The organism is Pseudoalteromonas holothuriae (assembly GCF_945859825.1).
In the GTDB taxonomy this organism is placed as follows: domain Bacteria; phylum Pseudomonadota; class Gammaproteobacteria; order Enterobacterales; family Alteromonadaceae; genus Pseudoalteromonas; species Pseudoalteromonas holothuriae.
The window spans coordinates 52765-66373 of record NZ_CAMAPC010000024.1 but is presented as its reverse complement, the minus strand read 5'-3'; the positions used below and the strand labels follow the sequence as shown (position 1 = coordinate 66373).

At 41.5% G+C, this 13609-nt stretch carries 10 protein-coding genes and 4 tRNA genes; 5 read left to right on the top strand and 9 right to left on the bottom strand.

Annotated elements, in window-relative coordinates; translation table 11 throughout:
• From OCI93_RS19395 to murB, 8 genes are all read right to left on the bottom strand, one after another.
• Positions 1-415 (bottom strand): GTP-binding protein (locus OCI93_RS19395; RefSeq protein ID WP_261627090.1); only part of this gene is annotated, 415 nt, incomplete at its 3' end.
• 127 nt (positions 416-542) lie between these two features.
• Positions 543-618: transfer RNA gene (locus OCI93_RS19390), tRNA-Thr, on the bottom strand.
• A 13-nt stretch (positions 619-631) separates the two neighbouring features.
• Positions 632-706: transfer RNA gene (locus tag OCI93_RS19385), tRNA-Gly, on the bottom strand.
• A 44-nt stretch (positions 707-750) separates the two neighbouring features.
• A tRNA-Tyr gene (locus OCI93_RS19380) sits at positions 751-835 on the bottom strand.
• A 47-nt stretch (positions 836-882) separates the two neighbouring features.
• Positions 883-958 (bottom strand) — tRNA-Thr (locus tag OCI93_RS19375).
• Between the two features lie 121 nt (positions 959-1079).
• On the bottom strand, positions 1080-1784 hold the full coding sequence (locus OCI93_RS19370) for a type III pantothenate kinase (RefSeq protein ID WP_261594706.1): 705 nt from the start codon (positions 1782-1784) through the stop codon (positions 1080-1082).
• The gene (birA, locus tag OCI93_RS19365; RefSeq protein ID WP_261594707.1) at positions 1784-2773 is read right to left on the bottom strand and encodes a bifunctional biotin--[acetyl-CoA-carboxylase] ligase/biotin operon repressor BirA; all 990 of its coding nucleotides are present in this window, start codon (positions 2771-2773) and stop codon (positions 1784-1786) included. The genes OCI93_RS19370 and birA overlap by 1 nt, the downstream gene beginning before the upstream one ends.
• Positions 2766-3779, bottom strand: a complete 1014-nt coding sequence (murB, locus tag OCI93_RS19360; RefSeq protein WP_261627089.1) for a UDP-N-acetylmuramate dehydrogenase — start codon at positions 3777-3779, stop codon at positions 2766-2768. Before murB ends, birA begins: the two co-directional genes overlap by 8 nt.
• Before the next feature lie 131 nt (positions 3780-3910).
• On the opposite strand from murB, the gene OCI93_RS19355 reads away from it, so the two are divergent.
• The gene (locus tag OCI93_RS19355; protein ID WP_261594709.1) at positions 3911-5755 is read left to right on the top strand and encodes a M1 family metallopeptidase; all 1845 of its coding nucleotides are present in this window, start codon (positions 3911-3913) and stop codon (positions 5753-5755) included.
• Positions 5756-5786: 31 nt separating this feature from the next.
• Here OCI93_RS19355 and OCI93_RS19350 read toward each other — a convergent pair whose 3' ends face one another.
• Entirely contained in the window at positions 5787-6410 is a 624-nt protein-coding gene (locus tag OCI93_RS19350) for a DUF2057 domain-containing protein (RefSeq protein ID WP_261594710.1), read from the bottom strand.
• Between the two features lie 104 nt (positions 6411-6514).
• On the opposite strand from OCI93_RS19350, the gene OCI93_RS19345 reads away from it, so the two are divergent.
• The 4 genes from OCI93_RS19345 (at position 6515) to OCI93_RS19330 (ending at position 13576) form a co-directional block, all read left to right on the top strand.
• Positions 6515-6886: a histidine triad nucleotide-binding protein gene (locus OCI93_RS19345; protein ID WP_261594711.1), complete on the top strand. Its 372-nt coding sequence runs from the start codon at positions 6515-6517 to the stop codon at positions 6884-6886.
• Positions 6887-7114: 228 nt separating this feature from the next.
• The gene (locus OCI93_RS19340) at positions 7115-7771 is read left to right on the top strand and encodes a helix-turn-helix transcriptional regulator (protein ID WP_261594712.1); all 657 of its coding nucleotides are present in this window, start codon (positions 7115-7117) and stop codon (positions 7769-7771) included.
• Between the two features lie 132 nt (positions 7772-7903).
• Complete coding sequence (locus OCI93_RS19335) at positions 7904-10063, top strand: ATP-binding protein (RefSeq protein WP_261594713.1); 2160 nt, start codon at positions 7904-7906, stop codon at positions 10061-10063.
• 225 nt (positions 10064-10288) lie between these two features.
• Positions 10289-13576: a methyl-accepting chemotaxis protein gene (locus OCI93_RS19330; protein WP_261627087.1), complete on the top strand. Its 3288-nt coding sequence runs from the start codon at positions 10289-10291 to the stop codon at positions 13574-13576.
• The last annotated feature ends 33 nt before the right edge of the window (positions 13577-13609 follow it).

Sequence of the window (13609 nt, the reverse complement as noted above, 5' to 3'; positions counted from 1 at the left end):
CACATTTGTTCATGAATACGATGATGTAAGGTACGCCAACCTGACGAGAAAGTAGGATGTGCTCACGTGTTTGTGGCATAGGACCGTCAGTTGCAGCAACTACTAGGATTGCGCCGTCCATCTGTGCAGCACCAGTGATCATGTTTTTAACATAATCCGCGTGTCCTGGACAATCTACGTGTGCGTAGTGACGAGTCGGTGTATCGTACTCAACGTGAGACGTTGAGATTGTGATACCACGCTCACGCTCTTCTGGAGCGTTATCGATTGCTGCGAAGTCTTTTGCTTCACCACCGTATACTTTTGCAAGTACGTTAGTGATTGCTGCTGTTAGAGTTGTTTTACCGTGGTCAACGTGGCCGATTGTACCTACGTTTACGTGCGGTTTTACGCGTTCAAACTTTTCTTTTGCCATGACGGAACCTATCAGTGTTTGTGTATCTAGATTACATATAAAAATAACCCGCCATTAGCGAGCTACGATTATTCTTTCAGTTATTTTATAAAAAATCAAAGGAAGTATATGAGAAGATTCAAAAGACTGGTGCTGATAGGCAGATTTGAACTGCCGACCTCACCCTTACCAAGGGTGCGCTCTACCAACTGAGCTATATCAGCACACCAGAATTACTGGAGCGGGCAGCGGGAATCGAACCCGCATCATCAGCTTGGAAGGCTGAGGTAATAGCCATTATACGATGCCCGCTTTAGGAACCTGTTCTTAACTACCTCTAACCGTCAAGAATAAAGTGGTGGAGGGAGCTGGATTCGAACCAGCGAAGGCAGTGCCGTCAGATTTACAGTCTGATCCCTTTGGCCGCTCGGGAACCCCTCCACATTATAATTCTTTCCTAAAGCACCTGCATATTGCAGTGTAAAAAATGGTGCCGACTATCCGAGTCGAACGGATGACCTACTGATTACAAGTCAGTTGCTCTACCAACTGAGCTAAGTCGGCACTGCTTTAGTACGGGGCGAGATTCTAGAGCAAGGTTTAGGGCGATGCAACAACAATCTGCAAAAAAATGAGAAAATATTGTTTAACTGCTCAGATTTACGGCAAAAGTACGCTAATGCATTCAAATTTGAATGTTTTTACGCCAAAACAATAACCCCTGCAGCACTAAAATGTCATTATATTGGGATTCACACATCAGTTGTTGTGATATAAATTCGCCATAACCTCCCGCACATATCACCTTTAGTGCACTTGTTTCACACTCAAAACTTTGCATACCGGCATAAATGGCCCCTAAGGTAGCAACCAATGCGCCATTTTTTACCGCGTTGGGCGTGTTTTTGCCAAGTGCTTTAGTAAACAAACTTTGTTCATCACTAAATACTTTTTGTGTGTTGTTTACTAAGCTATCAACCATCATATCTAAGCCAGGTAAAATCCAACCACCTAAATGCTCACCCTTTGCGGTAAGAATATCCACTTTGGTAGCGGTACCAGAATCAACAATCACACAATTTTGTTTAGGGTATAAATAATGGCACGCCACCACAGTAAGCCAACGATCTATCCCTAAATTGTGATAGTGCGCATAAGCACAGCGTAATTCATTTAATGTTTGAGTAACATACGCTTGGACTACAGGAATACCCAGCACTTGAGCTTTGTCAATATAAGGCGTCAACGCATCAGATTTACCAACCTGTGCCACCAGCACCTCACTAATATCATTCCAAGGTATTGAAATATCATCAATCAACGTAACATAATCATTGCGCGCTAATGCCAACTTTACCGCGGTATTCCCTACATCAATCAATAACTGCATTAAGCATCCTTACGTAGTGATATCTCACCACCAAAATAGCTTTTTAACACCCCATCTTGGCGCAACACAATCCCACCTTGCTCATCAATTCCTTCGCATACACCACGCCATTGACGCTGCCCTGTGCTCAAAGTGACCATATCACCAGCAAAGGCATTAAGTGTGTTCCACTGCGTTTTCATTTGGGCCAGACCTGATTGCTGATATTGTGCCAAACGCTTAGCTAAGCATTGTGTTAGCACAGCAACCAACTGATTTTTGTTCAGCGTTCCCGCATGGGTTGATAAGTCAGTCCAAGGCTGGTCTATTTGTGTAGATGCACCATCGGGCATCAACAAATTAATCCCAATGCCAATCACAAGGTGGCATGGCCCTTCTACTTGACCATCAAGCTCAACCAACACACCTGCTAATTTCTTATTATTAAGATAAATATCGTTTGGCCACTTAAGTGCTATCTCTAAGTTATAGAGCACTTTTAAGGCATCATAAACCGCCAGACCAACCGCGATAGATACCCCCATTGCGGCTTGTAGACCATCATCTAAGCGCCAGTAATAACTATAATAAAGATTGGCACCAAACGGTGATTGCCAAACTCGTCCACGTCGACCACGTCCGGCTTGTTGCATCTCCGCCACTAAAATTTGCCCAGATTGAAGCGGTTGCTGCGCTTGAATACGGCGCATTAATTCACTATTAGTTGAATCTATAACAGGTTCAACATCCACAAGGTTGTCGCATTTTAAAAGTGCCAGCTGCTGACTTATTTGTGCTTTATCAAGTAAAGGTAGGCTATGGTTAAGACAGTAGCCTTTACCACTGACCGTGAAGATATCAATCCCCATTTCCTGAAGCGATGCAATGTGCTTTGACACCGCTGCGCGACTAATACCTAACTGCACTCCTAGCAGTTGACCCGACACAAACCCACCCTTGTTCAATGCGTTTAAAATCGCAAGCTTATTTCCTGCTGGTGCTTTACTCACTAACAGCTCCTTGAATGTGAATTTCATTATGGCGACCGATTAAGCGTACTTCATGCTCTAAACAAACCGCAAATTGACGCCATACCTGACCCTGAATGTGTTTTATCACCGCAAGTAAGTCCTCAGCACAACCATTTCCGTGGTTCACCAAAACCAGCGCTTGTTTTTGATATACCGAAATATCACCAACTCGATAACCTTTTAGTCCAGTTTGCTCAATCAACCAACCCGCAGCTAATTTTTGCTGTTGTTGGTCGACTGCATAAACGGGTATATCTGCAAAGCTTTGTTTTAACTTAACGGCATGCTTATGGCTTACAATGGGGTTTTTAAAAAAACTGCCTGCATTTGCCAAAACATGCGGGTCAGGTAACTTACTTTGTCTTATTTTAACCACCGCCTGACACACCTGCTGCGCTGTTGGGTTGTCGTTTTTAAGGCTTTGTAGAGGTCCGTAGCTGAGTTCTGGCTGCCATTGCTTGGTAAGTCTCAAGCACACTTGGGTGATCACAAAGCGCGCTTTAAGTGCATGCTTAAAAATTGAATCACGATAACCAAACTGGCATTGCTCAGCGCTTAACGTCATCAGCTGCTGGGTTTGAATATCAAAGCCCTCAATGTGATCAACAAATTGTGCTAGCTCCACCCCATAGGCTCCAATATTTTGCACCGGTGCCGCCCCCACAGTACCTGGAATAAGGGCTAGATTTTCTAGCCCTGCAATGCCCTTATCCAGCAGTTTAATGACTAAATCATGCCAGCTCTCCCCTGCAGCCACTTTAATACGCCAATGAGACTGATGTTCATTAATTTCAATACCTTTAAACGCAACATGCAGCACACTGCCTTCAAAGTCATCAACAAAAATGGTGTTGCTACCTTGTCCTAACAAACAAAACGGCTTTGTAAAGTCTATCTCTAATAGCTGCTGCCAATGCGTCAGCGTAATTAACTGATGACACCTACTGGGTAATGCAAATGTGTGTAAAGGTCGTAAAGCGTGCACGTTAATGCCTTAACAAATCATTCTAATAACGATAGTTTACCCTAACGCCTCACTTGGCGCATCCATGTGTGATCTTGCTCTCAAGCATGTTATAACATGCGTTTGAATACTCCATAATGAGCAAGGATATTATGAAATTAACAGCCTTCGCGACCAGCTTAGCTCTGGCCGGACTCTCACACTCAGTGATGGCAACCTCAGTTGACCAACACACTTATGCTAATCTAAATGACGTTATCTCAACGCACTTACACTTAGATTTAGATGTAGACTTTGCTGATAAACAACTCGAAGGTTTTGTTGAGCACACCCTTGAATGGCAAAATGCCAATGCACGCACCTTGGTTCTCGATACCCGCGATTTAGAAATTGATAAGGTCATGTACCAAGGTAAAAATAACCAGTGGCATACAGCACGTTTTACCCTTGCAAAACGAGATGACGTAAAAGGCGCGAAACTCACTGTACGTTTTAAAGAACAAGCTAAAAAAGCACGTATTTACTACAACAGTTTACCTAAAGCATCTGGCCTGCAATGGCTTGCACCGGTGCAAACTGCCAGCAAAACACATCCATTTATGTACAGCCAATCTCAAGCTATTCATGCACGTAGCTGGATCCCAGTGCAAGATACTCCAGCAATGCGTGTAACTTACTCGGCACGAATTCAAACGCCTGAAGATGTTCGTGCTGTCATGAGTGCCGATAATACCGGCGCACTCATTAAAGATGGTGATTACTGGTTTGATATGCCACAAGCGATCCCGCCATACCTGATAGCCATTGGCGCTGGTAATTTAGAATACAAAGAGATGTCGCATCAAACTGCCATTTTTGCTGAGCCACAAATTTTAGATGCATCCGTTGCCGAATTTAACGACACGCAAACCATGATAAACAAAACCAACGCTATGTATGGTGAGTATGCTTGGGGACGTTATGATTTATTGATGCTACCTCCTAGTTTCCCATTTGGTGGCATGGAAAACCCCCGCTTGTCGTTTATCACCCCAACGGTCGTTGCTGGTGACAAAAGCTTAGTAAACCTCATTGCACACGAGCTAGCACACTCTTGGTCTGGTAACTTAGTAACTAACGCTACTTGGGAAGATTTATGGCTAAATGAGGGGTTTACCTCATACGTTGAAAATCGCATTATGGAAGAAGTATTCGGCCGTGAACGCGCAGTAATGGAGCAAGCCCTTGATACTGCAGGTTTACATGAACTACTAAAAACCATTGATGAGCCAGATACGCGCTTAAACCTTAAACTTAATGGTCGAGACCCTGATGATGCATTTAGCTCAATACCTTATACCAAAGGTCAGCTATTTTTAATTTATCTAGAAGAAAAGTTTGGCCGTGAAAAGTTTGATGTGTTCGTCAAAGAGTACTTTAAAACCTATTCATTTAAATCTTTAACCACCGCACAATTTGTTGAATATTTGAACACTAATTTACTTGAAAAACACCCTGGGGTAGTGAGTTTAGATAAAGCAAAAGAGTGGATTTTTCAACCTGGTCTACCTAGTGATGCGCCCAACCCAACCTCTGATGCATTCGATAAGATAGATGCCCTAACCCAAGCTTGGCTAAACAATCAGCAACCGCTTGGCAGTCTACCTACGAATCAATGGACAGTACATGAGTGGTTGCACTTTATTAATAACCTACCACGTGATTTAAGTGCTGAGCGTATGAGTGAATTAGATAATGCTTTTAACTTAACACAATCAACCAACGCTGAACGTGCTTTCGCATGGTATATGTTAGCTGTGAATAATGGCTATCAGCGCGTTTATCCAGCATTGGAAAAGCACCTAACAACCATTGGGCGTCGTAAGCTGATTGTAAGACTCTACAAAGCACTTGTGCAAAACGGTAAACGCGAGTGGGCTTATGACGTTTATCAAAAAGCACGCCCGGGCTATCATTCTTTAGCACAAGGCTCGATAGACGCTATTTTTGATAAATAAGCATTTACTTTGAGTAATTTTTAAGGGCCTATTACGGGCCCTTAATTTTTTCTAAAAACACCGCTCGCTGTGCTTCACTGGCCTGTTGCCACCAAAATTCCAACATCGAATATGCATCTGGATGCGATACTCCTTGCGGCTGTTGCTTTGGCGTTACTGATGCAGGCAATGGTGCAGTTTGCAGTTCTACCGGTAAAGCCTTAGGTGCATGCTGAACCTCATTATTAGCATAGGCAAGCAGTGGCCTTTGCTTTAAAACACCTAACGTGCGCACTTGTTGATCTGGCATTTGTATTTGAGCCATGGGTTTTTTCGCGAACTGCTTTGCCAATTCAACATCACCAGGGCGTGTGAATAATACGGTATAATCACCTTCTTGGTGAATATTCAACGTGACCCAAAATGGCTCAGATTCAACGACTTCATGCTCATCATACTCTAACTCATACAAATCACTGTATTTTAGTTTTAGAGCATAATTGCCCGGGGAGAGTGTTAGTTCTGTCACCTTACTAAACAATGAGTGCTCCACCACCTCATCATTTATCTGTAAAGGATAAAGTTCTGTTGAAAAGTTAACCGTGGCGCTATGTGCAAACTCGAAAGTACACCCCAAAAATAAAGTAAATGTCACAACAAAGGGTTTAATACTCATAAAGAATCCTGTCATTTTATACTATATTGGCATATCCAGTTTGACAGGCTCAATAAACTTTGTCATTAGTGTAACGATTAACCAACATTTTAGTAGGATCTAATATGACCGACAGCACCATTTTTGACAAAATAATCAACAAAGAAATTCCAGCTGACGTAGTTTATGAAGATGAGCTGGCATTAGCATTTAAAGATATCAACCCACAGGCTCCATTCCATGTTTTGGTGATCCCAAAGCAACGTATTGCCACTATTAATGATGTTAATGAGCAGAATTCACATCTTATCGGCCACCTTTATGCCGTAGCTGCAAAGCTTGCTAAAGAACATGGTTTCGCAGAGGACGGTTACCGCGCAGTCATCAATTGTAATGAGCATGGTGGACAAACGGTCTACCACTTACACCTACATTTGCTTGCTGGTAAGCCTATGGGCTGGCCCCCTTATCAAGATACGAAAAAAGGATTAATCTAAATTATTCTATGTTAATTAATGTAAACAATTAACTTATTATCCACAAAAACAAAACTTTATTTATATCATAAAGTTAGCTTGCATCAATTATAAATTGTTACTGCTCATAGGTTTACTGAGCAGTAACATATAGCAAATACTTCTAAAGCTTGATGAAAATACTAATACAAAAGGGCGGAACCTCATGTTAGCATTAAATCATCCGTTTGAATGAGAGTGTTAGCATCAATGAGCAGTTCTGCCTTTTTATTATTAGATAAAGACCCTATAAACACCATAGGTATCAATATCTTACAACCTCTACTAAAAACACAAGGGCTGGAAGTTACAACCAGTACAGAAATAGAAGAGGTGCCAGAGGGTACGCGTATTCTTTTTATCGAAACTGCCCCAAAGGAAGCTTGGGTCACACTAAAAGAGCAACTAAGCCGCCTCAAAGTCAATTGCGACATTGTCTTATTTAACCTTGATGAAAACCCAGAGTTAGCTAATCGCGCCTTGTTAAGTGGGATCCGCGGTGTATTTTATACCACCGATAACGCAGACGTGTTAATGAAAGGCATTCGATTATTAATGGAAAATCAACTCTGGTATCGCCGTGACATTATGTGTAACGCACTTAATCGAATGCTACAATTTAACAAAGATGCACTACACAAGCTGACCGAAGGCGATATCGAACCCGTTAAGCTAACCAAACGTGAAAAAGCGATTATTTCGTTAATGAGCAAAGGCGCAAAAAATAAAGAAATAGCCGAAGACTTAAATATTAGTCCCCATACGGTGAAAACACATTTATACAGTGCATTTAGAAAAACAAAGTGCCGCAACCGTATTGAGTTACTCTCGTGGGCACAACAAAATATTCCTGACGAAATTCGCTAACTCTCAAATGTAGTTCCTACATAACCGTTGATTTCGTATACAGCCGCAATAGCGGCTGTTTTGTTTCTTTACTCACCTAACACAAATCTCTATGCTTATTGTTAAATGCCCTGCATAACAATAATAAAGACTATGTTCGATCCACAAACGCTCTACATCACCAGCGTTGCCATGATGGCGATGATGGTGTTACTCAACTTTTTAACTTGGCGGACCAATAAAGACACCCCAGGCACCTTGTTATATATTTTCTACCCATTGATACTGTTTGCCGCCATCATTGGTTTTGCTCTTCATAGCCAATTAGACATGTGGCAAAGTATTGGTTGCGCCAATGCATTACTCTTTACCGCCTCTATCATTCACTGTTTTGCACTCTCTCAATTCTTTGGTTACAAAGGAGCGGAGCTGAAACTATTTTTGTGTATTACGGCTATTTTATTTATTGGTTTAGTATACTTTACGGCTATAGAGAGTAATTTACGCTATCGTATACTGGTTTCAGACTTGCAACACATTACTGAAACTATATTTTTGCTATATCTGTTCCTACGTTTTGCCAGGCCTTTATATCCTAATGGCACCATTGTCTACACCATCATTTTGTGCCTTGTTATGTGCGCATTCATTGCACGTACTTTTTTAATGGGTGATGTTACACAATTTAACCTACTTGATGACAACTGGTTTGTAACCACATTGTTTATTAACGGTGTATTAGCCCCTATATTTTACGCCACTGGCATGGCTTTGTTATGTAATGAACGGAGGGAGCTCAACCTCAACCGCCTGACTGAAAAAGCTCAAAAAGACTTAGAAATCAGAGGATTATTTTTATCGACTATTAGTCATGAAATTCGCACACCGCTCAATGGTATTCTAGGCAGCGCACAACTGGTACTAAATCGAACTACAAATCACCGTAATAAAGCCTACTGTGAAGCCATCATCAACTCTGCAGAGTCCCTCAACTTACTCATAGATAAAGTACTCGATTACGCCAGCTTAGATCAAAGCGACGAAGCGCTGTATGAAGAAGACGTCGAATTAAAAAGCTGGCTCAATAATCTCTGTTTATTACTAAGCCCATTGGCTGAACAGAAAAAACTGTCCTTTGAATTAGTCTATGACCTGCCAGAGCAAGCCTGTTATTACTGTGATCAACAAAAACTTCGCCAAATCGTGATCAATTTAGTCGGTAATGCCATTAAGTTTACCGATAAGGGGAGTGTGAAAATTCGTGTTGAACTTGTGAATGAAAATAATATGAGCCACCAAGTTCGCTTTAGCGTAATTGATTCAGGACCCGGGATAGACAAAGAAGATATTGATAAATTAACCGAGCCGTATGTCCAAAGTAGTGCGGGCAAAATTAAAGGCGGTACCGGGCTTGGTTTAGCCATAACCAGTCGTTTATTAGAGCGTTTAGGGTCACGACTGCTAATCGAAAGTGCCATTGGTCAAGGCAGTATATTTAGCTTCACCGTCACTTTAGCTCTGGGTGAACTGAGCCTTGTAGAGCAACGCCATCATAATCCAGAATGCCTAATCGGCCTCAACGTGTTACTTGTTGAAGATTTAGATCTAAACCAAAAAATTGCCATTGAGTTTATGGCAACGGATGAACACAAAGTAAAATTAGCAACTGACGGTCAAAGTGCCATTGCACTGTTACAACAATACCAATTCGATGTGGTTCTTTTAGACATGAACTTGCCGGATTTAACAGGCCAAGAAGTCATGCGTAAACTCAAGACTATGGAACATAAAAATAAGCGCACGCCATTTTTAGCATTCACTGCAAGCTTGAGTCCAGATGAAATAAAAGAATACTTAACTTTAGGTATCAAGGATATTGTAGGAAAACCTATCAAGCAAGAAAAGTTGCGTCGTGCCCTCAGTGACTCACAAAGAGCGCAAAAGCCAACTATCAGTGTTGAGCTTTCAGACACACTTTATGATGATACTGCGGTTAATTCACTAAAAAGTGGCTTTAGTGAAGACGAGATTTCTTCTGTTTACAACGAGTTTGTACTCTCTGCACGCAACAAACTGATTCATATTCAACAATTAGAGGGAACAAATAACGAACAGTGCATTAAGCTGTTACACCGACAAGCCAGCACTGCTATGCAACTAGGATTTAATCGATATGGCTTAGCGCTAAAAAAAGTTGAGCGCCGCTTGCTTGATGGTAAAACAAGTGATGGCGAGCTTACCCAAGCCATGACACTTTGGCAGCAAAGCTTAGAAACATATTTAAGCTTTGTAAGAAAAAGCTCGCTCGGCTAGAGTCGGTTGATCAATGAACAGTTAATAACCGAGGGGTTAATCCCCTCCGTGCACAGTTTCCCACATACAAACTGAGATTTTATTCTAAATAGCAGTCATACATCCTATTTGCTAATAAAAGCGTCCGAAATTATAGACGCAAACAAGAATTGTTCTACACTTTTATACTAGCCGTTGTTTTATGCCAGTTACGTTTAACAACACTTTGAGAACAAGGAATACGTTATGCGCAGATTTTTTAACGCTATCACTACGCTTAATTTGACCAAAAAACTCAGTATTGCATTTTTATTGGTCGCATTAATCCCAATCACATTTATTATCAGTATTGCGCTATACCAAGCGACATCAGCATTACAAGCACAATCATATGCGCAGCTGAAAGCTGTTAGCGAAGTGAAAAAGTATGCGGTGGTGCGACATTTTCAAGGTGTACAAGACAAGCTACAGTCTCTAACAGTTAACCCATATGCTGCCGCTGCCGCTCAGTCTTTTATCTATGCAATTGCCAATTTAGACACACCAACATATATACCTGATAGTTTGAATGAATTTTACCAAAGCCAATTTAAAGAACAATTTATTCAACGAAACCCAAATACCCCCCCGCCAGTTAATCTGTATGAACAGCTTTCGCCAGAAGCCCTAACACTTCAAGCTCGATATATTTCTGAGAATGCTTTTCCATTAGGTGAAAAAGTACAGCTGCTTAGTACCAACCATCAAGACAGTTATGATCTGGCTCACCAAAACTATCATTTATTTTTTGCCGAACTCGTTGAGATATTCGACTTGTATGATCTTTTTATCATTGATAATGATACTGGTATTGTTGCATATTCGGTGTACAAAGAGCTCGACTTTGCCACCTCATTGGTCTCAGGTCCATTCGCAAACAGTAACCTAGCAAAAGTGTTTACGAAGGCTAAACAACTTAAAGGAAGCGCTCAATACACATTTGTTGACTATGAACCTTATTTACCTTCATACAATACGCCTGCTAGTTTTATTGCGGCTCCAATAACGATTGAGGGCAGTAAAGGCGCAACTATAGTCTTTCAACTATCAATAGATGCATTAAATAGCATCATGACTGAACGTGAAGGACTAGGAAAAAGTGGCGAAACTTACTTAGTTGGCCCTGAAGGGTTAATGCGCTCAGACTCTTATTTAGACCCAGATAAACGCTCTGTTGTGAATGCGTTTAAATATCCCGACAAAAGCCGTATCAGTACCGAAGCTTTTCATCAAGCAATGAGTGGGCAAAAAGGACAAAAGCTAATTATGGATTACAACGGACAAAGGGTTCTTTCTTCATATACTCCCGTTGATGTCTTAGGCGTACGTTGGGCACTGTTGTCTGAAATCGATGCTGCGGAAGCTTTTTCTGCCGTCAACCAACTTACCCAAATACTGGCTATCGTTTTAACCGTGTGCATTATTGCGATCATTGTGGCAGCTATATGGTTTACAAAAATGCTCACAAAACCAGTACATGCTTTAGTAAGCACTATGCGACGAGTTGAAAATGAAGGCGACTTTTCGTTACGTGCACCAAAAACAACACATGACGAAATAGGCGAATCAGCACATGCGTTTAATTCTATGCTAGACGCCCTACAAGTATCACTTAATGCAACCAATCGAGTTATGAACAAAATGGCTGAGGGGTGCTTTTCTGACAGAATCGAAGTTGAGTGTAAAGGTGAATTAAATACATTAAAACAAGCAACAAACCATTGTACGAGTACCTTAGATACCGCAATAGGTGAGATAAATGTCGTCATTAAAGATATGTCAGAAGGGCAATTCAATAGTCAACTACGCGCTTCTATGTCTGGAGACCTTGGCAAGTTAAAAGATAATATTAATTACTCATTAAGTAGCTTAGATAACACCATGGATGCCATTGTGCACGTTATGGAAAATGTTGAGCACGGTAACTTTAAAGAACAAATTGACATCGATGCTGGCGGCAAACTTGCACAATTAAAAAATAGTGTGAACAACTCAGTAGCAAGCTTATCTGGTGCCATGGATGATATAAGTAAAGTCATGCGCGCAATCCGCTGTGGCGATTTTTCTCAACGTATTGATTTACCCCTACAAGGCCAGCTTGAAGAGCTCAAAGAAGACATAAACTTCAGCGTTATTAATTTAGACAGTATCATCAAAGAAATCTGTCATGTAATGGCAGCTGTAAGTCAGGGGAACTTTAAATATACAGTCGATTGTGATGCACAAGGCCAGCTCGGTACATTAAAAGAAGATATCAATATATCAATTGAATCACTAGATAGTGCCGTAAGCGAAATTTCCTCCGTGATGACAGCAATTAGTTATGGTCGGTTCGACCGCACCATTGAATCACCAATGAAAGGGCAACTAAATAGCCTTAAAACAGACATTAATCGTTCAGTAAACAACCTAAATCAGGTCATTGCTGAGCTAGGAAATGTAATGAGCGCTATGTGTCAAGGAGACTTTAGCATGCAAATTACCTCAGATTTGCAAGGGCAATTACAACAATTAAAAGATGATGTGAACGGCTCCACCGCCATTATCAATGATGCCATTAGTGAGGTAACACTCGTACTAAGCGCACTGGCTAAAGGCGATTTAACACACTCTGTACAAGGGCAATATAATGGGGTCTTTGCGCTGCTTAAACAAGATGTTAATACGACAATAAATAAGCTCACTGAGGTCATTGAGGGTATCCAATTATCGGCAGGTAATGTGTCGCAAAGTGCCAGTGAAATAGCTGATAGCAATACTGAAATTAGTGCGCGAACGGAAGAACAAGCGTCCAACTTAGAGCAAGCAAGTGCTAGTACTAGTCAAATGCTGGAAGCCTTAACCCATGTTTCTGCCCAATCTGGTACGGCCGTTCAGCTCGCACACCACGCTGAAGAAACCGCCAAAGAAGGCGGTGAACTATCTAACAACACCGTGACAGCAATCGATGAAGTAGACAAAGCCAGTAAGAATATCAACGAAATTGTGTCGGTCATTGACGGTCTTGCTTTTCAAACTAATCTACTGGCACTCAATGCAGCCGTAGAGGCAGCAAGAGCAGGAGAAAATGGTAAAGGCTTTGCCGTTGTCGCCAATGAAGTTAGAGACTTAGCAGGGCGTAGCGCCGCATCAGCAAAACAGATAAAAGATATTATTGCCAACAGTAACGATAAAGTTGGCCAAGGTATTGAAATGGCAAATAGCGCGGGACTAAAGCTAGAGCATATTGTTGCGGCTATATCTGAGGTAAGCGATACTATAATTAAAATCAATCAAGCAACAACCACGCAACAACAAGCGATTAAAGAGGTAGACCAAGTAGTGCAACGCCTGACTGATTTAATTCAACAAAACTCAGCCATTACTGAAGAGACGATGGCAGCAGCAAAGCAAATGGCCGAACAGTCACAGCAGATGCGTCATTTACTTGGGTACTTCAATGTGGCCAAATCATCCCAAGCAGCGTTGTTAGTACATCAGTTTAATGCATCTTAGGTTTTATATGCCCTCACGGTTCTTTTAAGGCCT